The organism is Streptomyces sp. a15 (genome assembly GCF_059026085.1).
Genome location: NZ_JBWLKM010000031.1, coordinates 61,605 through 85,944, shown reverse-complemented (window position 1 = coordinate 85,944; position 24,340 = coordinate 61,605). Strand labels below are relative to the sequence as shown.

16 protein-coding genes are annotated in these 24,340 nt (G+C 70.7%); 11 read left to right on the top strand and 5 right to left on the bottom strand.

Annotated features, from left to right (window positions below; all coding sequences use genetic code 11):
- Positions 1-8: 8 nt before the first annotated feature.
- From AC5P09_RS28055 to AC5P09_RS28040, 4 genes are all read left to right on the top strand, one after another.
- The gene (locus AC5P09_RS28055) at positions 9-1,532 is read left to right on the top strand and encodes a glycosyl hydrolase family 28 protein (protein ID WP_493876541.1); all 1,524 of its coding nucleotides are present in this window, start codon (positions 9-11) and stop codon (positions 1,530-1,532) included.
- Positions 1,529-4,864: an alginate lyase family protein gene (locus AC5P09_RS28050; RefSeq protein ID WP_493876540.1), complete on the top strand. Its 3,336-nt coding sequence runs from the start codon at positions 1,529-1,531 to the stop codon at positions 4,862-4,864. The genes AC5P09_RS28055 and AC5P09_RS28050 overlap by 4 nt, the downstream gene beginning before the upstream one ends.
- Positions 4,865-4,893: 29 nt before the next feature.
- Positions 4,894-6,150 (top strand): alginate lyase family protein, encoded by a 1,257-nt coding sequence (locus tag AC5P09_RS28045; protein ID WP_493876539.1) that lies wholly within the window; start codon positions 4,894-4,896, stop codon positions 6,148-6,150.
- A gap of 108 nt (positions 6,151-6,258) precedes the next feature.
- Complete coding sequence (locus AC5P09_RS28040) at positions 6,259-7,926, top strand: carboxylesterase/lipase family protein (RefSeq protein WP_493876538.1); 1,668 nt, start codon at positions 6,259-6,261, stop codon at positions 7,924-7,926.
- A 174-nt stretch (positions 7,927-8,100) separates the two neighbouring features.
- On the opposite strand, the gene AC5P09_RS28035 is transcribed toward AC5P09_RS28040, so the two are convergent.
- Positions 8,101-9,156 carry a LacI family DNA-binding transcriptional regulator gene (locus AC5P09_RS28035; protein WP_493876537.1) on the bottom strand — a complete coding sequence of 352 codons (1,056 nt, stop codon included), beginning with the start codon at positions 9,154-9,156 and terminating at the stop codon, positions 8,101-8,103.
- Between the two features lie 139 nt (positions 9,157-9,295).
- Complete coding sequence (gene mmuM, locus AC5P09_RS28030) at positions 9,296-10,219, bottom strand: homocysteine S-methyltransferase (protein WP_493876536.1); 924 nt, start codon at positions 10,217-10,219, stop codon at positions 9,296-9,298.
- Positions 10,220-10,341: 122 nt separating this feature from the next.
- Here mmuM and AC5P09_RS28025 point away from each other — a divergent pair, with 122 nt between their 5' ends.
- Together AC5P09_RS28025 and AC5P09_RS28020 are read left to right on the top strand one after the other, a co-directional pair.
- Positions 10,342-11,712 (top strand): amino acid permease, encoded by a 1,371-nt coding sequence (locus AC5P09_RS28025; RefSeq protein ID WP_493876535.1) that lies wholly within the window; start codon positions 10,342-10,344, stop codon positions 11,710-11,712.
- 9 nt (positions 11,713-11,721) lie between these two features.
- A complete protein-coding gene (locus tag AC5P09_RS28020) occupies positions 11,722-12,876 on the top strand; it encodes an aminoglycoside phosphotransferase family protein (RefSeq protein ID WP_493876534.1) in 1,155 nt (384 codons plus the stop codon).
- Positions 12,877-12,932: 56 nt separating this feature from the next.
- On the opposite strand, the gene AC5P09_RS28015 is transcribed toward AC5P09_RS28020, so the two are convergent.
- Positions 12,933-15,026 carry an autotransporter gene (locus tag AC5P09_RS28015; protein ID WP_493876533.1) on the bottom strand — a complete coding sequence of 698 codons (2,094 nt, stop codon included), beginning with the start codon at positions 15,024-15,026 and terminating at the stop codon, positions 12,933-12,935.
- Positions 15,027-15,245: 219 nt separating this feature from the next.
- Between AC5P09_RS28015 and AC5P09_RS28010 the strand changes: the two genes are divergently transcribed.
- On the top strand, positions 15,246-16,343 hold the full coding sequence (locus tag AC5P09_RS28010) for a glycoside hydrolase family 43 protein (RefSeq protein WP_493876532.1): 1,098 nt from the start codon (positions 15,246-15,248) through the stop codon (positions 16,341-16,343).
- A gap of 34 nt (positions 16,344-16,377) precedes the next feature.
- Here the strand turns inward: AC5P09_RS28010 and AC5P09_RS28005 are convergent, their stop codons facing one another.
- Complete coding sequence (locus AC5P09_RS28005; protein WP_493876531.1) at positions 16,378-17,571, bottom strand: RNA-guided endonuclease InsQ/TnpB family protein; 1,194 nt, start codon at positions 17,569-17,571, stop codon at positions 16,378-16,380.
- 158 nt (positions 17,572-17,729) lie between these two features.
- On the opposite strand from AC5P09_RS28005, the gene AC5P09_RS28000 reads away from it, so the two are divergent.
- Together AC5P09_RS28000 and AC5P09_RS27995 are read left to right on the top strand one after the other, a co-directional pair.
- Positions 17,730-19,142 carry an RICIN domain-containing protein gene (locus AC5P09_RS28000; protein WP_493876530.1) on the top strand — a complete coding sequence of 471 codons (1,413 nt, stop codon included), beginning with the start codon at positions 17,730-17,732 and terminating at the stop codon, positions 19,140-19,142.
- Positions 19,143-19,278: 136 nt separating this feature from the next.
- Positions 19,279-19,575 (top strand): hypothetical protein, encoded by a 297-nt coding sequence (locus AC5P09_RS27995; protein ID WP_493876529.1) that lies wholly within the window; start codon positions 19,279-19,281, stop codon positions 19,573-19,575.
- Between the two features lie 31 nt (positions 19,576-19,606).
- On the opposite strand, the gene AC5P09_RS27990 is transcribed toward AC5P09_RS27995, so the two are convergent.
- Complete coding sequence (locus AC5P09_RS27990) at positions 19,607-21,286, bottom strand: rhamnogalacturonan lyase B N-terminal domain-containing protein (RefSeq protein ID WP_493876528.1); 1,680 nt, start codon at positions 21,284-21,286, stop codon at positions 19,607-19,609.
- Positions 21,287-21,489: 203 nt separating this feature from the next.
- On the opposite strand from AC5P09_RS27990, the gene AC5P09_RS27985 reads away from it, so the two are divergent.
- Positions 21,490-22,533, top strand: coding sequence for a rhamnogalacturonan acetylesterase (locus AC5P09_RS27985; RefSeq protein ID WP_493876527.1), 1,044 nt, complete (start codon positions 21,490-21,492; stop codon positions 22,531-22,533).
- Between the two features lie 91 nt (positions 22,534-22,624).
- Positions 22,625-24,328 carry a DUF2264 domain-containing protein gene (locus AC5P09_RS27980; RefSeq protein WP_493876526.1) on the top strand — a complete coding sequence of 568 codons (1,704 nt, stop codon included), beginning with the start codon at positions 22,625-22,627 and terminating at the stop codon, positions 24,326-24,328.
- Positions 24,329-24,340: the final 12 nt, after the last annotated feature.

Genomic DNA, 24,340 nt, shown 5'->3' with positions numbered 1-24,340 from the left:
AGATACGCATGAACACGCCCCTGTCACGCCGGACCACCCTCCAGGCCGCCGGTGTCATCGCTGCCGCCGGCTTGGCCGGCAGCATCGCGGGCACCACGCAGGCCGCCGCGGCGGAGACCGGCACCACCGGCGACAGCGTGGTCATCCACCCGACCCTTCCGCAGGTGCCTGTCAACAACTCCTTCACCGTCAAGGTCCGGCCGCTCGGCGGGACCTGGCAGAAGGTCGGCGTCTACCTTGCCAAGCTCGCGCTGATCGACGCGAACACCGGCAGCAACAAGGCCCAGAGCTCCTCCTGGGCCGCCTTCGACTTCTCCGGCACCGTCGAGGTCGAGGTCACGTACAACCCGGGCGGCGGCGAGAAGGTCCGCATCCGCCCGGACTCGTACGGCATCAAGCCCGAGGTGCTCGGCAGCACCGCGCGCTTCACCCTGGACCGGCCCCGCAACCTCGTCGTCCAGATCGACGACAAGATCTTCGACTGCCTGCACCTGTTCGCGAACCCGATCGAGCAGGACGTGCCCACCGAGGGCGACAAGAAGGTCATGTACTTCGGGCCCGGTCTGCACACCCACCCCGACCGAACCCTGAAGGTGCCCAGCGGCACCACCGTCTACCTGGCCCCGGGCGCAGTCCTCACCTCCAACGTGATCTTCGAGGGCGTGGAGAACTCCCGTCTGATCGGCCGCGGCGTGATCTACGACGCGACCGGCGGCGCGGTCTTCGTGCGCAAGTGCGAGAACGTCACGATCGACGGCGCCACGATCCTCAACCCCCGGTACGAGAACATCAGAGTCGCCGAGTCCAGAAACCTCACCATCAGGAATCTGCGCGCCTTCAGCCACCAGGGCTGGGGTGACGGCATCCAGCTCTACTGCTCCGAGAACGTCACGATCGACGGCTGCTTCCTGCGCACCTCCGACGACTGCGTCGCCCTCTACACCCACCGCTGGGACTTCTACGGCGACACCCGCAACATCACCGTCAAGAACTGCTCCCTCTGGGCCGACGTCGCCCACCCGATCAACATCGGCGTGCACGGCAATTCCGACACCCCCGAGGTGCTGGAGAACCTGCGCTACGAGAACATCGACATCCTCGACCACCGCGAGCCGCAGGTGACCTACCAGGGCGCCATCGCCTTCATGGTCGGCGACAGCAACATCGTCCGGGACGTCAAGTTCGACAACATCCGCGTGGAGGACTTCCGCTGGGGCCAGCTCATCCACATGCGGGTCGAGTACAACCCGAAGTACAACACGTCGGCAGGCCGCGCCATCGAGTCCGTCTACATCAAGGACCTCAGCTACAACGGCAAGAACGCCGACCTCTCGATCATCGCCGGCCTCGACGCGGAGCACGCGATCAAGGACGTCACCTTCGAGAACCTCCGCGTCAACGGAAGGGTGATCGCCGACAGCACGGGCAAGCCGAGGTGGTATCTGGCCTCGGACGGCGTGCCCATGTTCGTCAACGAGCACGTGACGAACCTCAAGTTCCTCACCACCGCCGAGGCGGCCGCCGCGTCATGATCACATCTGCTCCGAGTCGCCGGAACTTCCTCGGCGGCACGGCGGCCCTGCTGCTGGTGGCGGGCGCGAGCGGACTGCTCGCGCCCGGCACCGCCCGGGCGGCCGGCCACCAGACCCGTCGCATACAGTTCACACACCCCGGCCTACTGCATACAGTCGACGACATATCGCGTATGAAGGCCGCCGTCGCCGCCAAGGAATCCCCGGTCTACGACGGCTACCTCGCCCTCGCCGCCCACGCCCGCTCGCAGGCGACGTACCCGATCCAGAACACCGGCCAGATCACCTCCTGGGGCCGCGGTCCCACCAACTTCCAGAACCAGGCCGTCGCCGACTCGGCCGCCGCCTACCAGAACGCCCTGATGTGGTGCGCCACCGGCAACCGCGCCCACGCCGACAAGGCCCGCGACATCCTCAACGCCTGGTCGGCCTCGCTCGCGATGGTCACCGGCGCCGACGGGCCGCTCGGCGCCGGACTCCAGGCGTTCAAGTTCGTCAACGCCGCCGAACTCCTCCGCCACACCGGCTACGACGGATGGGCGGACGAGGACATCGCCCGCTGCGAGGAGTCCTTCCTCGGCGTCTGGTATCCGGCCGTGTCCGGCTACATGCTCTACGCCAACGGCAACTGGGACCTGACGGCCCTTCAGACCATCCTGGCCATCGGCGTGTTCTGCGAGGAGCCCACCCTCTTCGAGGACGCCCTGCGCTTCGCCGCCGCCGGCGCGGGCAACGGCAGCATCCCGCACCGCATCGTCACCGACGCCGGCCAGGGCCAGGAGAGCGGCCGCGACCAGGGCCACGAACAGCTCGCGGTCGGCCTGACCGGCGACCTCGCCCAGGTCGCCTGGAACCAGGGCGTCGACCTGTGGGGCCACGACGACCACCGCATCCTCGCCAACTTCGAGTACGCCGCCCGCTACAACCTCGGCGGCGACGTCCCCTTCGTCCCGGACCTCGACCGCACCGGCAAGTACGTCAAGAAGACCGTATCGGCGGTCGGCCGCGGCAACCTGCCCCCGGTCTACGAGATGGCCTACGCCCACTACGCCGGCGTCCGCGGCCTCGACACCCCGTACACCAAGGCGGCCGTCTTCCGCGGCACCGGCGGCGCCCGCTTCGTCGAGGGCAGCAACGACGACCTGCCCAGCTGGGGCACCTTCGCCTACGCCGGCACCAAGGCCCCCGCGCCGGCCGTGCCCACGGCACCGGCGGGCGTCACGGCCACCGGCGACGGCACGTCCGTCACCGTGAGCTGGCTGCCGTCCGCGTGGGCGAGCACGTACACCGTCCGCCGGGCCACCGGCCCCGAGGGCCCGTACGAGGAGATCGCCACCGGGGTCGACAAGGCGACTTACACGGACGGCTCAGTGCGCGCGGGACGGACGTACCACTACACCGTCACAGCCACCAACTCCCTTGGCAGCAGCGGGGATTCGAGTCCCGCCTCCGCGTCCGCCGGTCTCCCCGAACCCTGGGCGACCCGCGACGTCGGGGCCGTGAAGATCCCCGGCTCGGCCGCCTTCGACGGCGAGCGGTTCGTGCTGGAGGCGTCCGGCACCGCCGACACCTACCGCTTCGTCCATCTGCCGCTGCGCGGCGACGGCACGGTGACCGCGCGGATCGTGTGGCCGCTCAGCTCGCAGTACTCCAAGATCGGCGTCACCGTCCGGGCTTCCCTGGACGCGGACGCCGCGCACGCGGCCATGCTCATCCAGGGGCTGCCGCTGCACACCTGGAGCGGGGTGTTCTCGGTGCGGCCGTCCACCGGAGGCGAGGTCTCCGGCACCGGCAGTACGCCCGTGCCGCCTTCTCAGCAGCAGGCGATCACCACGGCCGCGGCCTTCCCGATCTCCAGCCTGGGCGCCCTGCCCGAGTCGGCGACCCCGCTGGAGGCGCCGTACGTGGAAGGCGCGGGCGACGGCTACCGGCTGCGCGCGCCCTACTGGGTGCGGGTGACCCGCAAGGGCCGGTGGTGCACCGGGGCGATCTCGCCGGACGGCATACGGTGGACAGAAGTCGGTCGCACCCAGGTCGACGGTATGCCGAATACCGCATACGCCGGACTCGTCCTCAGCTCCTGCCTCGGCGTCGACGAGGAGTACGCCGAGACCGGCACCGGAGCCTTCGACAACGTGAGCGTCACCTCCGCGTCCGGCGAGGTGTGGTCGGTGCCCCGACCGGCCCGCGCGGCCGGCGACCTGCGGGCCACCGCGGGCACCGATGCCGTCCGGCTGGCCTGGACCGACCCCGACCTCTCCGCCCGCTACAAGGTGCTGCGCGCCACCGACGCCGACGGCCCGTACGTGACCGTCGCGACCGGCATCGGCCCGGTCGGGTCCGGCACTCGCATCCGGTACGCGGACGCGACCGGGACGCCCGGGACGACGTACCACTACGCCGTCGCGAAGACCAACACCGCCGGACGCGGCCCGCTGTCGGAGTCCGCCGCCGCGCAGATGCCGACACCCGCCGTCCCCCAACCCACCTCCGCCACCACCGTGTTCGCCAACAAGGGCGTCGCCTTCCGGCACCTGCTGCGTGGCTCGCACGAGCCCGTACGCTTCACGGCCGACGGCCTGCCCGACGGACTCCGTATCGACAAGCGCACCGGCCTCATCTCCGGAACGCCCACCGAGACCGGCGAGTTCACCATCACGACCACCGTCGGCAACGCGGCCGGAGACGGCACCGGCACCCTCGCCCTCACCGTCGGCACACCCCCGCCCGCCCCCTGGACCTACGGCGACCTCGGTGACGTGGTCCTCGACGACCGCGCCTTCGGGACGCTCGGCGTGGTCGCGATCCGTACGCCCGGCAGCACCTCGCACGCGGACGGGACCTTCGTGGTGCGGGGCGCCGGCACCGACCTCACCGTCAACAACCAGGGAATGACAGGGCAGTTCGTACGGCGGCCCGTCACCGGCGACTGCGAGGTCACCGCCCGGCTGGTCTCCCGTACCGGAGCCACCGCCGACCGGGTGGGCCTGCTGATGGCCAAGTCGCTGTCGCCGTTCGACCAGGCGGCCGGGGCGATCGTCACCGGCGGGACCACGGCACAGCTCATGCTGCGCACGACCGTGGCCGGACGGTCGACCTTCACGGGCAACGGCACGGTCGCCGTCCCCTCCCACCTGCGGCTGAAGCGCACCGGGACCGCCTTCACCGCCTACGTCTCCACCGACGACGGCGCCACCTGGACCGCCCTCGCCTCCGGCGAGGTCCCCGGCTTCGGTGACGCCCCCTACTACGTGGGCCTCGTGGTCTGCTCCCGCAGCCCCCTGGCCCTCGGCACCGCGCAGTTCGAAGGGGTGAGCATCACGCCCCTCTAGATCTCCCCACAGATCGGAGATGCACAGCAATGAGCCGCACGAGCCGCACATCCCCCCACGGGCACCTCCAGGAAACCGAGTTGAGCCGCCGCGGTCTGTTCCGGACCGCCGGCGGTCTCACCGCCGCACTCGCGCTGGGCTCCACGTTCGCCGCCACCGCGGCGGACGCGGCGCCCGCCGCGTTCACCCACCCCGGCATGCTGCACAACGCCGGCGACATCAACCGGGCCAAGATCAGGGTCGCCGCGGGCGACGACCCCTGGCTGTCCGGCTGGAACAAGCTGACCGCCAACTCCCACTCGCAGTCGACCTGGACGCCCAGGGCGACGGCGACGATCATCCGCGGAGGCACCGGCGAGAACTACGGCCTCCTCTACAACGACATCGCCGCCGCCTACCAGAACGCGCTGCGCTGGCGCGTCGGCGGCACGGAGGCGAACGCGCAGTGCGCCGCCAGGATCCTCAACGCGTGGGCGTCGACGCTCACGACGGTCACCGGCAACGCCGACCGGTTCCTCGCCGCAGGCCTCTACGGCTGGCAGTTCGCCAACGCGGCGGAACTCATGCGTGACTACCCCGCCTTCGACCTCGCCCGCTTCCAGCAGATGATGGTCAAGGTCTTCTACCCGCTCAACAACCAGTTCCTGACCGGCCACAACGACGCCTGCATCACCAACTACTGGGCCAACTGGGACCTGTGCAACATGGCCTCCGTCCTGGCCATCGGGATCCTCAACGACGACGGCGCCAAGTACGACCAGGCCGTCACGTACTTCAAGTCCGGCGCGGGCAACGGCTCGATCGCGCACGCCGTGCCGTACCTGTACACCGACGCGGACGGCTACGCGCTGGGCCAGTGGCAGGAGTCCGGCCGCGACCAGGGCCACACCGTCATGGGCATGGGCCAGATGGGCGCGATCTGCGAGATGGCCTGGAACCAGGGAGAGGACCTCTACGCGTACGACGGCCGCCGCTTCATGAAGGGCGCCCAGTACGTCGCCAAGTACAACCTGGGCATGGACGTGCCCTTCACCACCTACACCTGGGGCACCGGGCAGAACTGCGCCCAGCAGTCGCAGACGGTGATCTCCTCGGCCTCCCGCGGCCAGGTGCGCCCGGTGTGGGCCATGCTCCACTACCACTACAACCGGCGCGTCTACCTGGACGACAAGTACATCTCGCAGATGTGCTTCTCGGTCGCCCCCGAGGGCGGGGGAGGTGACTACGGCTCCACCAGCGGCGGCTACGACCAGCTCGGCTTCGGCACGCTGATGTACGCCAAATAGCCGCAAAACCGCGCTCGCGCACCGGAATACCGGGCCACCATGTGGTGCTCTGATGTTCATGGTGCACGAGCGCGGTGCACGGACGCGGTGCGGGAGGCTGGTGGGCGCATGACGGCAGCAGACCAGGCGGACCAGGCGGGCCGGACAAGCCGGGACCCCGTGGTCAGGACCCCGTACGGGGCCGTACGGGGCCGGTACGAGCACGGCGTCGCGGTGTTCCGGGGCATCCCCTACGCGGCGCCGCCCTTCGGACCGCGCCGGTTCGGGCCGCCCGTGCCGCCCGAGCCCTGGGACGGCGTGCGCGACGCGGGCGTCTTCGGGCCGACGGCGCCGAAGCCGCCGTACTCCGAAGCCTTCGCGCAGTACCTGTCCGACCCGGCCGTGCCCGGCGACGACTGCCTCAATCTGAACGTCTGGACGCCGGAGCCGGGCCCTGGTGCCCGGCTCCCGGTCATCGTGTGGCTACACGGCGGCGCCCTCACCCGGGGCTCGTCGGCCGTGCCCGTGTACGACGGGCGTACCTTCGCCCGCGACGGGGTCGTCTTCGTCTCGGTCAACTACCGGCTCGGCGTCGAGGGGTACGGCCTGTTCCCGGACGTCCCCGCCAACGCCGGCCTGCGCGACCAGCTCGCCGCACTGCAATGGGTGCGCGAGTCGGTCGCGGCCTTCGGCGGCGACCCCGACCGGGTCACCCTGGCCGGCCAGTCCGCCGGGGCGATCAGCACCGGCGCCCTGCTGGCCGCCCCGCAGGCCCAGGGCCTGTTCCGGCGCGCGGTCCTGCAGAGCGGGCCGCCCGAGGCGAGCGACCGCGACAAGGTACGGCGGATGGTGCGCCGGATGGCGACCCGGCTGAAGATCCCCGCCACCGCGGCCGCCTTCGCCGAGGTCGACCGGGAGCTGCTGCTGCGCACCCAGGCCGAGGTGGGCAGACTCAGCAGCCCGGTGCTCGGCGGCCCCGCCTTCGGGATCGTCGTCGACGGCGACCTCGTGCCCCGGGACCCGCTGGAGGCGCTCGTCGAGGGGGACGTGGCGGCCGGGGTCGACCTGATGATGGGCTGGACCAGCGACGAGTACCGGCTGTGGCTGGTGCCCGGCGGACTCCTGGAGCGCGTCGACCGGCTCGGCGCGGTCGCGCTGGCCGGCGCGATGGCCCGCTGCCACTGCGGCCACGAGGTGCCCCGCGGCTATCGTGCCCTGCACCCCGAGGCCGGCACCGCCGAGATCGTCGGCCAGATGGTCACCGACCACCTGCTCCGCCTCCCCCTGCACCGCCTCGCCGAGGCCCGCCCCGGCTCGGCGTACGTCTACGAGTTCGCCTGGCCGTCCAACCTCCCCGGCCTCGGCGCCTGCCACGCCCTCGAACTCGGCTTCGTCTTCGACACCGGCGAGGTCCCCGACTCCGCCAAGCTCGCCGGCTGGGGCACCCCTCGAGAACTGGCCGACGCGATGCACGGGGCGTGGGTGCGGTTCGCGACCGAGGGCGATCCCGGCTGGCAGGGCTGGGACGCCTCGCACCCGGTGCGGATCTTCGGCGACGGGGAGCCGCGCACGGCGTACGGACCGCGCGACCGGGAGTTCGCCGTGTGGACGGCGGACGCGACCGCCCGGGCCGGGGCGAGCGAGCGGGCCGGGGTGGCCGCGCAGGCACTCGACGACTCGGTCGAGGACGGCTTCCCCGTGCGGATGGCGGCGGCGCGCAACACGGTCGCGCGGAGTGCGGAACTGCGGTCGGTGGTACGGCGGTTGCGGCTGCCGGGGTCGGTGCGCCGCTCCTGACGAGCGGGCTCCGCCCGGGCGGCCGGCCCAGGAACCGGCGGCCGCTGGGCCCGGCAACCGGCTCAGGAATCGGTTGCCGCCACCCAGTCCCGCCCGTCGGTGGTACGGCGGTTGTGGCTGCCTGGGTCGGTGCGCCGCTCCTGACGAGAGCCCGCCGCGCTTGGGGCATCGGGCTCAGGAACCGGTTGCCGCCACCGAGTCCCGCACCACCACATGCGTGCCCAGGAGCAGATGCTCGTCCGGGGCTTCGCCGGTGCGGCCCAGTGCCGTGCGCACGGCGAGACGGCCCAGTTCCTCGTAGGGGACGTGCACCGTCGTCAGCGCGGGGTGCAGGTCGCGGGCGAAGGGGATGTCGTCGTAGCCGGCCAGCGAGACGTCGCGCGGTACCTCCAGGCCCGCCTCGTGCAGCGCGGTCAGCGCGCCGGCGGCGACCATGTCGGTGGCGGCGACCACGGCCGTGAAGTCCAGCCCGTCCTTCAGCGCCCCGCGCATCAGACGGTGGCCGGAGTCGCGGGTGAAGTCGCCGTGCAGCAGCAGCTCCGGCTCCGGTTCCAGGCCGCGGGCGCGATGGGCGGCCAGATAGCCGCGCTCACGGCCCTGCGCGGTGGTGTGGTCCGCCTTGCCGCCGAGGAAGAGCACCCGCCGGTGGCCCTGGGCCAGGACATGGGCGACCAGGGCGTAGGCGCCGCCCTCGTTGTCGTACTCGATGACGGTCACCGGCGCCCCGGGACCGAGCGTCGGACGGCCGCACAGCACCAGCCTGGAGCCCGCCGACGCCAGCGAGTCGGCCATCCGGCGGGTGCGCTCGCGGTACTCGGCGGTGTCGGCGGCGCCGCCCACCAGGATCACGGCGGCGGCCCGCTGGGCGCGCATCATCTCGACGAACTCCAGCTCGTGCCGGACGTCGCCCTCCGTGCTGCACACCAGGCACAGGTGCCCGAGCCGGGTCGCCTCGCGCTCCACGCCGTGCGCCATCAGCGCGAACGACGGTCCGGTGATGTCGTCGAGGACGAACGCCAGCGTCGGCGTGCCGACACCCGCCACCGCCTTGGCGCGCGCGTCGGCGACATAGTCCAGGTCACGGACCGCCCGCATCACCCGCGTCCGCGTCGCCGAGCTCACCGGATACACCCCGCCGAGCACCCGCGACACGGTCGACGCGGACACCCCCGCCCGGGAGGCCACGTCCCGGATCGTGCTCCGCCCCGCGTCCTCGCTCTTCCTCGTCATACCTGCCTCGTCCCTCTCCCCGGGCTGTCCCGCCCACCCCTCGGGAACTGCGGCAACATGGATGGAAACCGGTTCCCGAAACGGAGGCTAGCAGTGGCGGGGGGCAGGGACGAGAGGTGGAGCCGGGCCTTGTGGAGGCTCAGGACTTCGCCAGCGTCGCCGCAAGGGACGTGATCGCCTCCGGGCCCACCCGGCAGCACCCGCCGATCAGCCGGGCCCCGGACTCCCGCCAGCCCCGCACCTCCTCGGGCGCGAACGAGGAGCGGCCGTTCCAGGCGCGGGCCTCGGCGTCCCAGGCCTCGCCGCTGTTGGGGTAGACGACGACCGGCTTGCCCGTGACCCGGGCGGCGGTCTCTACCGCTGCGTCGACGTCCTCGGGGGCGCAGCAGTTGACTCCGACGGCGACGACCTCGTCCGCGTCGGCGGCCAGGGCGAAGGCCTCCTCGAGGGGCTGGCCGGCGCGGGTGCGGTCGCCGGCGACGCTGTACGACAACCAGGCCGGTACGCCGAGCCCGCGCACCGCGCGCAGCAGGGCCTCGGCCTCGTCGGCGTCCGGGACCGTCTCCAGGGCGAGGACGTCCGGACCGGCGGCGGCCAGCACCTCGATGCGGGGCCGGTGGAAGGCCTCCAGCTCGGCCACGGTCAGGCCGTACCGGCCCCGGTACTCGGAGCCGTCGGCGAGCATCGCGCCGTACGGGCCGACGGAAGCCGCCACCCACAGCGGCCGGGTGACGCCCTTCGCGCGTGCCTGCGTCGCCGCGTCGAGGGCCAACCCGATGCTCAGGCCGAGCAGTTCGGCCGCCCGCTCCCGGTCGATCCCGCGCTTGGCGAAGCCTTCGAAGGTCGCCTGGTAGCTGGAGGTGATCGCCACGTCCGCGCCCGCCAGGAAGTAGGCGAGGTGCGCCTCGGTGATCGCCTCGGGCTGCTCCGCGAGCAGCCGAGCCGACCACAGCTCGTCGCTCAGGTCGTGCCCGGCGGATTCGAGCTGGTTGGACATACCGCCGTCGAGGACGACGGTCCTCCCGGTGGTGAGGGCGGCGGCGAGCGTGAGGTGGCTGGTCATACGACGACGGTAGTCGAGTCGCACCGGTACACCGCCCCGGATTGTGTCCAGAACGTGAACAGATTGCCCACGATGTGGAACGGCGGATACGATCACGCTTCCCCGCCTCCCCGGAAAGTGACATGACTGCCCCCAGTACCACCGAGTCCGCCGAGCCCGAGGCGCGGTCCGCCCCGCGCCGCCGCACCTTCGGCCCGGCCGCGGCCACCGCCCTGGTGATGGGCAACATCATCGGCGGCGGCATCTTCGTGCTGCCCGCCACCGTCGCCCCGTACGGCGGCGTCAGCCTGGTCGCCTTCGTGATCCTGTCGGTCGGCGCGGTGCTGCTCGCGCTGCTCTTCGGCAAACTGGCCCGGCGCAGCCCCGTCACCGGCGGCCTGTACGTGTACCCGCGCGACGCCTTCGGCCCCTTCGCGGGCTTCCTGTCGGCATGGTCGTACTGGACGATGTGCTGGGTCAGCATCGCCGCCCTGGCCGTCGCGGTCGTCGGCTATGTAGATGTCCTGATACCTCTCCACGGCAACCACACCCTCGAAGCGCTGGTCGCGCTCGCCGCGCTGTGGCTGCCGGCCGCCGCGAACTTCGCCGGCACCCGCTGGGTCGGCGCGGTCCAGGTCGTCTCCACGATCCTGAAGTTCGTGCCGCTGCTGCTGGTCGCCACGATCGGCCTGTTCTTCATCGACACCGACAACTACGGCCCGTTCAACGCGTCCGGGCAGAGCGTCTCCGGCGCGCTGGCCGCCTCCGCCGCACTGCTCCTCTACAGCTTCCTCGGCGTCGAGTCGGCGGCCGTCAGCGCGGGCGAGGTCCGCGACCCCGAGCGCAACGTCGGCCGCGCGAGCGTCCTCGGCACCCTGGGTTCCGCCCTCGTCTATCTCCTCGGCATCGTCGCGGTCTTCGGCCTCGTCCCGCACGACAGGCTGGCCGCCTCCGGCGCCCCCTTCGCCGACGCGGTGAACTCGATCACCGGCGGCACCTGGGGCGGCACCGCCATCGCCCTGGTCGCCGTCGCCTCCATCACCGGCTGCCTCAACGGCTGGATCCTGATGGCCGCGCAGATGCCGTACGCCGCCGCCCGCGACGGCCTCTTCCCGGCGCCGTTCGCCCGCGTGGGCAAGGGCGGGGTGCCGGGCTTCGGTGTCTGGGCCGTCGCCGTCCTCGGCACACTCCTGATCGCCCTCAACTACACGGCGGGCCCGGACACGACCTTCCGCGTCCTCGTCCTGATCACCACGTTCACCGGCTGCGTGCCCTACCTGCTGTCCGCCGCCGCCCAGCTGTACTGGCTGGCCAAGGGCACCCGCGAGCAGATCCGCCCGGCCGGACTGGCCCGCGACCTGATCGTGGCGGCCCTCTCCTTCGCCTTCTCCTTCTGGCTGATCGCGGGCGCCGGCTACGCGGCCGTCTACCAGGGCGTGTTGTTCCTCTTCGCGGGCATCCCGGTGTACGTGTGGCTGCGTGGACGCAAGGAGCCGGCGGAGGAGTCCGCCTAACCTTGGGGGATGTCCGACACCGATGCCGTGGACGCGGAGGGCGCCGAAGTCGCCGACGCCGAGGGTGTGTACGAGGAGGCTCGGCAGGTCCTCGGCCCCTTCACCGGGCCGGTCTTCCTGGCGTCCCTCACCCACAACCCCAAGAACGGTGTCACCGGCGGCGTCTGGGTCGTCAACGCCGGTGACCGCTCCGCGATCCTGAAGGTCCTCACCCGCTCCAAGGAGGCCACTGGACGCTGGGCGGCCTCGGAGGACCCCCGGCACTGGAACTACTGGCGGCGCGAGGCCGACGTCTACACGTCAGGTCTCGCACAGGTCTGGCAGCCGTACGGTGTCCGCGCACCCCGGCTGCTGGCCCGCGTCGAACGGCCCGACGGCGACATCGCGCTGTGGCTGGAGCGGGTACGGGGCGAACCCGGCACTCGCTGGAAGCCCGCCCGGCACATCGAACACGCCCGCCGCCTGGGCGCCGCCCAGGGAGCCGTCGGCGCGGTGGACGACGAGCCGTGGCTCTCGCACCGCTTCCTGCGCCAGTACGTCGGCAGCAACACCCTCGGCCAGGAACTCCTCGACGACGACGGGGCCTGGCGACAGCCCCTGGTCCGCGACCACTTCCCCGAGGGCCTGCGCCGCGAGATGGTCCGGCTGCACCACGACCGCGACTGGTTCCTCGACATCATGGAGTCCCTGCCGCGCGCCTTCAGCCACCTCGACCACTGGCCCGCCAACACCTGCGCCGACGGCCCCCACAGCGCCGTGTTCGACTGGGCCTTCGCCGGCGACGGAGCCCTCGGGGAGGACCTCGGCAACTACCTCCCCGACTCCGTCTTCGACCTGTTCGTCCCGGCCGCCCGCCTCCCCGAGTACGCGGCGAGGGCCTACGAGGCGTACCTGCACGGCCTGCGCGAGAGCGGCTGGAAGGGCGACGAGAACCTCGTACGCCTCGCGGTCTGCGCCTCGGCCGTGAAGTACGACTGGCTCACCGCCCTCATGCTGGCCAACGCGGGCGAGGAGCAACTGGACTACGGCGGCGGGCAGTCCGTGGATGCCGAACGCCGTTACCGGGAACGGGGGTCGACCCTCGCGTACCTCGGGGAGTGGGCGAGGGAGGCACGCGAGCTGGCCCCGCGGCTGGGGTTTCCGGAGGCGCCGAGCGGGCGCTGATCCGGCCTGCGCGGGCGAGCGCACCCATCCGACGCCGGCCCTCATGCGGAGCACCGCTACCCACGCGCCGAGTGCCGCCCGCCCCGTCGCCTGCCCCCGCGCCTGCGCCGCGTCGCCGGGACCAGCAGCCCGCCCAGCAGCCCGAGGCCCAGCGCGTACGGCCACCAGCCGAACTCCTCGTCGTCCGCAGCAGTGGCGCTGCGTGTCACGACGGCGCCGGACGTCGTCGGGGTGCCGGAGGCGCTGGGGGAGGGGCTCGCGGTAACCGCGCCAAGGGTCACGTCGTTGCCGTCCCCGCCCTTGTAGCTGATCCGGTACGTCGTGTCGGCGAGCTTCACCTTCGTGCCCTCCTTCATGCCGCTGAACGCGCCGACGGTCTTCGCACGGCCCGTGTTCGAGAGCACGGTGATCTTGCGCGCGGGCTTCGTCCCGGCGGCCGACAGGTCGAGGTCCCCGGCCAGCCGCACCGCACCCGTCACCTTCAACGGCCGGTCCCTCAGCACCAGTTCACCCTTCGCTCGCTGGGTGTAGGCACCGGAGACGGTGAGACCGCCCGCGACGACCCCCTCGTTCGTCACCGCCCCCTTCACCACGCCCTTGCCGGTCAGCGTCGTCGCCACCCGCAGTCCGGACGTCCCGGCATCCAGCCGAGACCCCGCCGAGGACAGCTTGATCACCTTGCTGCGTACGAGAGTCGCCCCCGACCGCAGAGCCAAGGTGCCCTTCTTGACCGTCGTGGCCCCGGTGTACGTCACCGCGCTGCCCGTCAGCGTCGTCGTGGCCGCCCCCGCCTGCACGAACGCCCCGCTGCCGCCGACGTACGCCAAGGAGATCGCCCTCTTCGCGTTGTTCACGACGAGCGTCCCGTCGTTCACCACCCGCCGCCGCTCGGTGCCCGTGAGCAGGGAACCGTCCCCCTGCCCGGACCCCAGCCGCAGCACCGCGCCCTTCTCCACGGTCGTAGAACCGTCGTAGTACTGCTTCGCCGCGAAGGTGACGTCGTTCCCGCGCGTCCCCGCGATGACGATGTCCCCGGCACCGGGCGCGGACAGCGTGTCGTGGAACACGCCGCCACCGATCGGCGCTCCCAGCGTCACCGGGCCGTTGTAGTCGAACGTGAGCAGCGAACGGGACCGTGCCGCAAGGAGGTTGATGTAGACCGTCTCGGCGGTGCCCGGCATGAAGATCTTGCTCGTGGTGCCGTCGCCCCACTGGACGTTGGCGCCCTTGATGTTGGTGCCGCGCTTGTTGACGTTCTTCCGCGCGGGCGTCCAGTTCAGGGCGGGGTCGCTGAGCGAGGGATCGGTGTCGCCGCCCTGGTTCGACCAGCTGTACTGGCCGGTGAGGATGACCTTGCTGCCGGGCCGGGACTGGACGTTGATGTCGCTGCCGTACTCGCGCTGGTAGAAGTCCATGCCCTCGGTGACGGTCTGGCCCAGCGGGGTGTCCACGGTCCAGGTGCCCTGGTTGAGGACCTTGCGCATGTTCGGCAGTGAGGTCGCGAACTCCGGCCGGCCGGCGTTGACCTGCGTGCCGTTGTCGATCACCCCGGAGAAGGGGTGGGTGCCCGACAGGTCCCAGGTGCCCCAGAGGAACCGCGGCTGGGTGATCAGGCCGGAGCCGCTGATGGTGCCCAGGTTGTAGGCGCTCTTCAGGGAGAGCCGCAGGGTGCCGTCGACGCGGATGTTGTCCTGGTTGAGCCGGAACGCCGGGGTGTTGTACGGGAAGTGGCCGATCAGCCCGGTCGTGCCGCCGTTGCCGTACTGGAGGGTCGCGCCCCGCTCGACCGTGATCGCGGGCGGATCGGGGTTGGCCACGGTGACGTACGGGTGGTTGCCGCCCGGGGTCGCCACCTTCTGCCGCTGCCGGGACCTCGGCAGCGTGAAGTCGCTGTCCTTGGTCAGGACCAGGGTCCCGCCGCCGCGCACGGTGAGCGTGCCCTCGCCGCGGAAGACTCCGTCGTACGTCGTCGTCCCCGACGGCACGGTGACGACCGTGTCGCCGGTGAGCGTCACGTCCCGGTCGGCGAGTACGTCGGCGGTGACGTCCCGGGCACCGGCGGCCGCCGCCGGGGGAGCGGTGGCGAGGAGGGCGGCCACGGCCGCGAGGGCACCGGCGGCCGCTGCTGTCTTGTGGGTATGGCTGCGCACACAAGGGAGACGGGCCGAGGCGGCGGCCGATAACAAAAACGTGGGAGCAAGAACCTGGGGAGCAAGAACCTGGGGACAGAAAGCGCCTTCTCCAGTCTCGTCCAACCCGTTGACCTCCCCGATCCACACGCTTACCTTTTCGGCGTTCGGAATAACAACAGATGTTCTCAATATCGAACATCGCTCTCAGGACACCCCACCCCCCGAGAGGCAGTCCGTATGAGCCGCGACAACGACCTGCCCGAAGCCTCCGAAGCCCCCAGCCGCAGACTGCTGCTGAAGGGTGCCCTGGCCGCGGGCGCCCTGGCGGCGACCACCGCCGGCGTCGCCCACGCCGCCCCGACCCCCAAGGCAGCCCCGTACGTGAACCCGCTCGTCCGCAACCGGGCCGACCCGCACATCCACCGGCACGCCGACGGCCACTACTACTTCACGGCGACCGCCCCCGAGTACGACCGGATCATCCTGCGCCGCTCCCGCACCCTGAACGGTCTCGGGACCGCCGCCGAGTCCGTGATCTGGACCAAGCACGCGACCGGTGCCATGGGTGCGCACATCTGGGCGCCGGAGATCCACCGCATCGGCGGCAAGTGGTACATCTACTTCGCCGCGGCGCCCGCCGAGAGTGTCTGGGACATCCGTATCTGGGTGCTGGAGAACGCCCACCGCGATCCCTTCAAGGGGACCTGGACCGAGCGCGGTCAGCTCAAGACCGCCTGGGAGACCTTCTCCCTGGACGCCACCACCTTCACCCACCGGGGCACCCGCTACCTCGCCTGGGCGCAGCACGAGCCCGGAATGGGCAACAACACCGCCCTGTGGCTGTCGAGGATGGCGAACCCGTGGACCCTGACGGGCCCTCAGGTGCGCCTGTCCACCCCCGAGTACGACTGGGAGTGCATCGGCTACAAGGTCAACGAGGGTCCGTCGGTCATCTGCCGCAACGGCCGCCTCTTCATGACGTACTCCGCCAGCGCCACCGACTTCAACTACTGCATGGGCCTGCTGACCGCCGACGCGGCCAGTGACCTCATGGACCCCGCCAGCTGGGCCAAGTCGCCGACGCCGGTGTTCACCAGCAACGACACGACCAAGCAGTACGGGCCGGGCCACAACTCGTTCACCGTCGCCGAGGACGGCCGCACCGACGTCCTCGTCTACCACGCCCGCCAGTACAAGGAGATCGTCGGCGACCCGCTGAACGACCCCAACCGCCACACCCGCGTCCAGAAGCTCGGCTGGAGGTCGGACGGCACCCCCGACTTCGGTATCCCCGTGGCCGACACGGCCCCCACGACCGCCAAGGAGAGTGCGTGACTTGACTTCTCCCCCTCGTGAACGAGGGGGATTCTCACGGCTCGCGCCGTGAGGGTTTCTGCTTCGTCGCCGACTGCCCGCCCGGAGTTCTCCGTTGAGGTCTTACACCAGCTCCACAGACTGTCACCGCCAGCCCGGCGGCCAGAAGGTTCTTCGCTGCGTTCACGTCCCGGTCGTGGGTCGCTCCGCAGCCGCACGTCCACTCACGGACGTTGAGCGGCATCCTCTCCTGAAGGGCGCCGCAGGCGGAACACAGCTTGGAGGACGGGAACCAGCGGTCCACGACCACCAGCTCCCGTCCGTACCAGGAGCATTTGTACTCCAGCATCATCCGCAGCTCCCGCCATGCCGCGTCGCTGATGGCGCGGGCGAGGCTGCGGTTTTTGACCATGTTGCGTACGGTCAGGTCCTCGATCACGAGCGTTTGGTTTTCACGCACGAGACGCGAGGTCAGCTTGTGCAGACCGTCACGGCGACGGTCGGTGATGCGGGCGTTGATGCGGGCGACCTTATGCCGGGCCTTGGCTCGGTTGGCGCCGTCGCCCTTGGCCTTGCGGGACAACTCCCGCTGGGCCTTCTCCAGCCGGGCCCGGTCGCGGCGCTCATGCCGCAGGTTGGCGATCTTCTCTCCGGTGGAGAGGGTCACGAGGTGGTTCAGGCCCGCGTCGATGCCGATGGCTGTGCCGGTGGCGGCAAGGGGCCCCACGCTCGGGTCCTCGCACAGCAGGGAGACGAACCACCGTCCCGCCGCGTCCTGCGAAACGGTCACCGTCGAAGGACGTGCCCTCTCGGGCAGGGGACGGGACCACACGATCGCCAGCGAATCAGTCATCTTCGCCAGCCGCAGCTCACCGTCCTGGTACCGGAACGCGCTGGTGGTGTACTCCGCGCACTTGCGGGACTTCTTCCGGGACTTGAAGCGGGGGTATTTGGACCGCTTGCCGAAGAAGTTGGCGAACGCCACCTGCAAGTGCCGGAGGGCCTGTTGCAGGGGAACGGAGGAGACCTCGTTGAGGTAGGCCAGCTCCTCGGTCTTCTTCCACGCCGTCAGCATCGCCGAGGTCTGGTTGTAGTTCACCCGCTCCTGACGCGTCCACGCCTCGGTACGGGCGGTGAGCGCCAGGTTGTAGACCTTCCGCACGCACCCGAACGTGCGCGACAGCTCCGCCGCCTGCGCATCGGTCGGATGGAAGCGGTACTTGAACGCCCGCTTCACGTGAGTGGCCATATCTCACAAACTATCGCGCCAACCAGTGAGCTCCTGCTGCTGGCCGTTGGCGGTAGACGCCGATCCGCCCGTGCGGCGAATCGTGTCTCCCTGCCCTGCTCCGCAGGAATCCCTTTCCTCTCCGCCCTGACGGGCGGAGTATCCACGGAGGTAACCCGATGAGACGTGCCTACGTTGCTCTGCTCGCCCTCTGTCTGGCGCTGCTCGGCGCCCTGGCCACCGCCGGACCGGCCCAGGCCGCACCCCAGACGATCGCCAACGGCACCCAGTTCACGGACACTTCGGGCAGCCCCGTGCACGCCCACGGCGGCGGGGTCCTCAAGGTCGGCTCCTACTACTACTGGTTCGGCGAGAACCGCAACGCCGACAACACCTTCCGGTACGTGGACGCCTACCGCTCCACCGACCTGAAGAACTGGGAGTTCCGCAACCACGTCCTGACCGAGGCCACCGACCCCGAGCTGGCGACCGCCAACATCGAGCGTCCGAAGGTCATGTACAACGCGTCCACCGGCAAGTTCGTGATGTGGATGCACAAGGAGAACGGCACCGACTACAGCGAGGCGCGCGCCGCCGTTGCCGTCTCCGACACCGTCGACGGCAACTACACCTGGCGGGGCAGCTTCCGCCCGCTCGGCCAGCACATGTCCCGTGACATCACGGTCTTCGTGGACACCGACGGCGCCGGCTACATGATCTCCGCCGCCCGCGAGAACTACGACCTGCACATCTACCGGCTCACCGCCGACTACACCGGCATAGCGAGCCTGGTCGCCGACCCCTGGCACGGCGGCCACCGGGAGGCCCCGGCGCTGTTCAAGCGGGGCAACGTCTACTTCATGCTCACCTCGGGCGCGACCGGCTGGAGCCCCAACCAGCAGCAGTACGCGACGGCGACCTCGCTGTCCGGCCCCTGGTCGGCGATGACGAACGTCGGTGACTCCACGACCTACGGCTCGCAGACCGCGTTCGTCCTTCCCGTGCAGGGCAGTTCGGGCACCTCGTACCTCTACCTGGGCGACCGCTGGGGCAACTCCTTCGGCGGGACCGTCAACGACTCGCGGTACGTGTGGCTGCCGCTGAGCTTCCCCAGCTCGACCTCGATGTCCATGTCCTGGTCCCCTGAGGTGACCATCGACACGGCCGCCGGCACGATCAGCGGCACGAGCGCCACGTACAACACGCTGATCGCCCGGAACTCGTCCAAGTGCGCCGATGTGACGAGCCAGTCGCTGTGGCAGGGCGCCCAGATCAAGCAGTACGACTGCAATGGCGGCACCAACCAGAAGTACTGGTTCAAGCCCCTCTCCGGCGGCTACTACCAGCTGATGGTCAGGAGCAGCTCGCTGTGCGTTCAGGGGAACGCGAGCACGGTCACGCAGGAGAACTGCAACTCCTCCGCGACCAGCCAGCAGTGGTCGCTCACCACCACCGGCTCCTACGTCACCGTCAAGGCCCGCGCGACCGGCGAGTGCCTGGACGTGAACGGCGGGTCCACCGCCAACGGCGCGGCCGTCATCACGTACACGTGCAACGGCGGCACCAACCAGCAGTGGACCCGGGGTACCTGAGCCGCGCCCATGGAGCCCGACGGGACCGGTCCCGTCGGGCTCTGGCGAAACTGGAGCCTCGACCAAGGGAGGTTGCATGGCTCTGTTTCGCAGGAAGAGGCATTCCCCGCCGTCTGTGGGTCAGGCCGGTGGATCCGTGGGTCAGGCCGGTGGGTCCGCGGGGCGGGGCGGTCACCAGCCCTGGCTGGATCACGGTCTGACCAACGGCGCCAAGGTCGCATGCGGCGGTTGCACCAGGGGACTCAAGGTCAGACTCCAGTCCCAGTCGGCCGTGACGGTCAGCCATGACGGCGCGATGGACGGCATGGCCCTGATCTGCACCGGATGTGGCCGCTTGCTCTGCGCGGACTGCGCACTGGCCGCCAGCGACAACCCCTACCTGCCGAAGTGCGACCGCTGCCGAGCCTCGGTGACCATCCCGATGTCGCGCTGAGCCGCGCCCTCGCGGGCGTGCCGGTCGGCGGTCACGCCAGCAGGTCGATCGCGTCGATCGCCGTGCCCGCGCTGAGGTAGGAGGCCGACCCCGAACCGCTCGCCACGTGGATCTTCAGCGTGTTGTAGGCGCTGGTGTCCGTCAGCCAGGCGGACGCCGGCACGCTGTAGGTGAACGTGTTGTTGTTGCCTCGGTACGAACCCACGGTCAGTGACCGGGTGCTCGGCTGGGTGGGCGGCGAGGGGACGGCGGAGGTCCAGGTGTCGTTGATGACGACCTGCGGGCGGCCGTTGGCGTAGGCCGTCGTCACGCCGATGCGCAGGGTGTGCGCGGCGGCGGCCTGGGCAGCCGTCAGCTTGAAGTAGACGATGATGCCGCTGTTGACGTCCTTCCACAGGTAGCAGGGGAAGGCCGAGGTTTCGGTGCCGCTGCCGATGACCACGTTGCCGGTCCAGGACGCGGCCCGGGTGTCGGACGGATGGGCGTACGTCATCAGGTCGGCGTTCTTGAAGCCGCTGGGCGTGCCGTTCCAGTCGTTGATGCGCCAGATCGCGCTCGCGTTGCTCGGGTCGTTCGAGGACGGGATCGCGATGGAGTTGAGGGTGGTCGTCCCGCCCGCGCTGACGCTCACCGAGCCGGTGTAGACGGCGAGTTCACCCTTGAAGACGGTCAGCGTGTACGTCCCCGGAAGGACGCCGTCGATGGAGAAGTAGCCGTCCGACGTCCGGGCCGAACCCCAGTACTGGGCAGCGGAGTTGGCGAGCCCGACGGTGTAGGCGTACGACGTGTTCCGCCCGGTGATGCCGACCCCGGTGACCTTGCCCCGGCCGCCCGAGGCGACGTACCCGGAGATGCCGAGCGAGTCCGCCCACGAGGTGGTGAGGGTGCCCGGGTACAGAGAGGAGGAGGGGGCGCCGCCGTCCGTGAAGGCGATGACGTAGGGGCCCTGGAGGCCGAAGCGCTGGGCCTCCGTCTGGTTCATGCCGTAGTACAGGATCTCGTAGAGGCCGCCGCCGTCGCCCTGGTGGCGCAGGAGGGAGCGGTAGAAGGGGCCGCCGGAGGCCTTCTCGTGGTTGGAGCGCACGATGTACAGGCCGACGCTGCCGGTGGTCCAGCCGACGTAGTTGTAGTCGATGACCCGGGACTGCGTGTAGTGCTTCGAGCGGGTCTGGCCGTCGGACTTCGCGAAGACGTCCTGGGCCTCGACGACGGTGGGCGCGTAGGTGTAGGAGTCGGACTCGTCGTTGAGGAACTTGCCCGCGTTGACGCGCAGGATGTAGCGGGTCGCGCTGACCGAGGTGTCGGCCTTGTTGGTCCACAGGTAGACGTTGTTCTCGCCGCTGCGGGCCGCGTAGTAGTGCTTCAGCGTGCCGTACGTGACCGAGATCAGGATCGTCGTGCCGGACTGCTTGATGCTCACGGTGGAGGTGCCGAGGCCGGACTCGATGTGCGAGTTCTTGCCGCCGTAGCCCTGGTACTGCGTGCCCCGGTAGACCAGCGAGGTCAGGTCGCCGTTGGTCTTGCTGACCTTGAAGACCAGGTTGGCGCCGGTGTCGACGACGTAGTTCGAGCCGTCGTCGGTGTAGCCGAAGGTCGCGGCGGACGCGGACTGAGCGAGCGGCCCGGCGAGGGCGGCCGTGCCTGCGGCAGCAGCGGTGCCGAGGACGAAGGTGCGGCGTCCGACCGGTCTGTTCACGGTGGATTCGGACATGGGGGTGCCTCCTTCGAGACATGTGGGGGTGATGCGGGTGCTTTGGAGAGTGACAGTTGAATCGATTTCGCGAAAGGGCTTTCACGGCTCCCGAGTTGGCGATTGTGTGAAATCGATCCGAGGACTAGAAAGCGCTTGCCGGGAGCGGTACGGTCCAGCGGCCAGGCCTTGTCGCCCTGTCGCGGGACCCCCGGAGGAGCCGTATGAGACGTTTCAACCTCGCCGTGCTGGCGGCGCTCACCGTGAGCGCCGGCCTGACCGCCGTACCCGCCCAGGCGTACGACGGTCAGCGCCCCCTCGGCCTCGAGAACTGCACCACCACCGCCTGCCACTTCGACCTCGCGCCCGGCACGTACGACGTACGGGTCCTCCTCGGCGCGGACACCGGGTCGAGCACGAGCATCGCCGGCGAGACCCGGCGCTCCCTGCTCCCCGAGACCGCCGCCGCGGCCGGCGAGCGCGTCGCCCGCAGCTTCACCGTGAACGTCCGCACCCCCGAGGGCGAACCGACCGGCCCCGAGGGCACCCCAGGCCTCGACCTCGTCCTCGGCGGCGCGGCTCCCGCGCTGGCCGACATCAAGGTCACCCCCGCCCGGCACTCACGCCAGATCTTCCTCGTCGGCGACTCCACGGTCTGCGACCAGCCCGGCGACCCGTACTCCGGCTGGGGCCAGCAGCTGCCCCAGTACCTCCGCAAGGGCGTCTCCGTCGCCAACTACGCGGACTCCGGCGAGAGTACGGTGACGTATCTGGGGAACCCCCAGTTGTGGGCCACCGTGCAACCGCAGATCCGCCGCGGTGACCTGGTCCTCGTCCAGCTCGCCCACAACGACAAGACCACGGACGAGGCGACCTACCGGGCGAACCTGGAGGCGCTGGTGGCGGGCGTGCGGGAGAAGGGCGGCAGCCCCGTCCTCGTCACCCCGATCGTGCGCCGCTGGTTCAACTCCGACGGCACCCTGAACAACGGGACCGCGCTACTGGTCAACGGCCTCGGCGTGAACCATCCTGAGGTCGTGCGCTCGGTCGCCGCCGCCGAGGACGTGCCGCTGATCGACCTGACGGCGAAGACGAAGGCGGTCGTGGAGGCGCTGGGAGTCGAGGGCTCCAAGGCGCTGTATCTCTACAACGAGAAACGGGACAACACCCACACCTCCGCACACGGCGCGACCGTGTACGCAGGCTTGGTTCGCGACGAACTCGTCGCCCAGCACCTGGTGCCGGAAGGCCTGGTGCGGGTGGGATAGATGTCTGGGGCGCTCCGACCGGAACCGGGGCGCCCCAGGCTTCGGCCGACCCGGAGTGTCGAGCAAGCACGCCCCGTACCGAAAGAGACCCATGCAGCTGCCTCCCGACGACCGCACCCTCAGCCCGCTCACCGGCTGCACCCGCGCCCACTGGGAGGCCGCCGCCGACGCCCTGCTCGCGGCCGTCGAGCCGTACGCCACCGAGGACCGCGCCCTCTACCACTTCCCCGGGGACCGCGAGAGCTGGTCCGGCCGCCTCTCCGACGGCCTGGAGGGCTACGCCCGTACGCTGCTGTTGGCGGCCTTCCGCCGCGACGAGACCGCCCTCGAACGCTACGCGGACGGACTCGCCGCCGGCGTCGCGGGCGTCTGGCCCCGCATCGAGGACCGCAGCCAGCCACTCGTCGAGGCCGCCTCGATCGCCCTCGCGCTCAGGCTCACCCGGCCGCTGCTGTGGGACCGGCTGGACGAGGACGTACGGCAACGGGCGGCGGCCTGGCTCGGCGACGCGCTCACCGCCGAGGCCTGGCCCTGCAACTGGGAGTTGTTCCCGGTCACGGTCGGCGGGTTCCTCCAGGAGATCGGCTATGAGGCCGACGCGTCCCGCAAGGCGATCGACAACGGCCTGGAACGCATCGAGCAGTGGTACGTCCGCGACGGCTGGTACACCGACGGCGACGGCCGCAAGTTCGACTACTACAACGGCTGGGCCATGCACCTCTACCCGGTGCTGCACGCCTGGCTCGCGGACGACGAGCGGCTCCTGGATCTCTACGGCGGCCGCCTGGAACGCCATCTGGCCGACTACGCCCGCCTGTTCGGCAGCGACGGCGCCCCGATGCACCAGGGCCGCTCCCTGACGTACCGCTTCGCGACGACCGCGCCCCTGTGGCTGGGCGCGATGACAGGACGTACGCCGCTGGCGCCTGGGGAGACGCGACGGCTGGCCTCCGGAGCGCTGAAGTACTTCCTGGACCGGGGCGCGGTCGACTCACGCGGCCTCCTGACCCTCGGCTGGCACGGACCCGACTCCGCTGTCCTGCAAGGCTATTCGGGCCCGGCCTCCCCGTACTGGGCGAGCAAGGGCTTCCTCGGCCTGCTGCTTCCGCCGGACCACGAGGTGTGGACGGCCCCGGAGGAACCGGGCCCGGCCGAGCGGGCGGACGCGGTGACGCCGATCGCCGCCCCCAACTGGCTGCTCCAGTCGACCAGTTCGGATGGGCTCGTCCGCCTCCACAACCACGGCAGCGAGGACATCCGCTACGACCCGTACTACACACGCCTCGCCTACTCGACGGCGACGACGCCTTCACCGTCGTACGACAACAGCGTGATCGTCGGCGACGATCCGAGCCGCACCGGGATCGAGCCGCTGGGTGGCGGGGACGGATGGGTGGCGTCGCGGCACACGGCGGGCGGGGGTGCGCGGGTGACGAGCGTGGTGCTGGCGCGGGGGGCGGTTGAAGTGCGGGCTCATGTGGTGGCGGGTGCTGAGCCGGGTACGGCGGTACGGGTCACCGGGTGGGCGGCGGCGGACGGTGTACGGGCGGAGCTGGCGCCTGTGGTCGGCCTTGACGACGAACTCGCGGGGGTCACCGGTGACGGCGACACGCTCTTTGTCGCGCTCGCACGTCTCACCGCCGAGGCGGAGCCGGTGCCCCTGGCGGAGACGGTGAGCGTGCGGGCGGACGGGGGGCGGGAGTTGACGGTGCGCTGGAGCGAAGGGCCCGAGGTGCGGCTGCGGTGGGACTCGGGTGTGCACGTGAGTGCAGGGGAGCCCCCTCGGGCAGGATGACCCGAGCGGATG

What these genes read in the sequence shown, in the direction of transcription:
- AC5P09_RS28055 (WP_493876541.1), top strand. Translation starts at nt 9, where the DNA reads ATGAACACGCCCCTGTCACGCCGGACCACCCTCCAGGCCGCCGGTGTC.
- AC5P09_RS28050 (WP_493876540.1), top strand. Translation starts at nt 1,529, where the DNA reads ATGATCACATCTGCTCCGAGTCGCCGGAACTTCCTCGGCGGCACGGCG.
- AC5P09_RS28045 (WP_493876539.1), top strand. Translation starts at nt 4,894, where the DNA reads ATGAGCCGCACGAGCCGCACATCCCCCCACGGGCACCTCCAGGAAACC.
- AC5P09_RS28040 (WP_493876538.1), top strand. Translation starts at nt 6,259, where the DNA reads ATGACGGCAGCAGACCAGGCGGACCAGGCGGGCCGGACAAGCCGGGAC.
- AC5P09_RS28035 (WP_493876537.1), bottom strand. Translation starts at nt 9,156, where the DNA reads ATGACGAGGAAGAGCGAGGACGCGGGGCGGAGCACGATCCGGGACGTG.
- mmuM (WP_493876536.1), bottom strand. Translation starts at nt 10,219, where the DNA reads ATGACCAGCCACCTCACGCTCGCCGCCGCCCTCACCACCGGGAGGACC.
- AC5P09_RS28025 (WP_493876535.1), top strand. Translation starts at nt 10,342, where the DNA reads ATGACTGCCCCCAGTACCACCGAGTCCGCCGAGCCCGAGGCGCGGTCC.
- AC5P09_RS28020 (WP_493876534.1), top strand. Translation starts at nt 11,722, where the DNA reads ATGTCCGACACCGATGCCGTGGACGCGGAGGGCGCCGAAGTCGCCGAC.
- AC5P09_RS28010 (WP_493876532.1), top strand. Translation starts at nt 15,246, where the DNA reads ATGAGCCGCGACAACGACCTGCCCGAAGCCTCCGAAGCCCCCAGCCGC.
- AC5P09_RS28005 (WP_493876531.1), bottom strand. Translation starts at nt 17,571, where the DNA reads ATGGCCACTCACGTGAAGCGGGCGTTCAAGTACCGCTTCCATCCGACC.
- AC5P09_RS28000 (WP_493876530.1), top strand. Translation starts at nt 17,730, where the DNA reads ATGAGACGTGCCTACGTTGCTCTGCTCGCCCTCTGTCTGGCGCTGCTC.
- AC5P09_RS27990 (WP_493876528.1), bottom strand. Translation starts at nt 21,286, where the DNA reads ATGTCCGAATCCACCGTGAACAGACCGGTCGGACGCCGCACCTTCGTC.
- AC5P09_RS27985 (WP_493876527.1), top strand. Translation starts at nt 21,490, where the DNA reads ATGAGACGTTTCAACCTCGCCGTGCTGGCGGCGCTCACCGTGAGCGCC.
- AC5P09_RS27980 (WP_493876526.1), top strand. Translation starts at nt 22,625, where the DNA reads ATGCAGCTGCCTCCCGACGACCGCACCCTCAGCCCGCTCACCGGCTGC.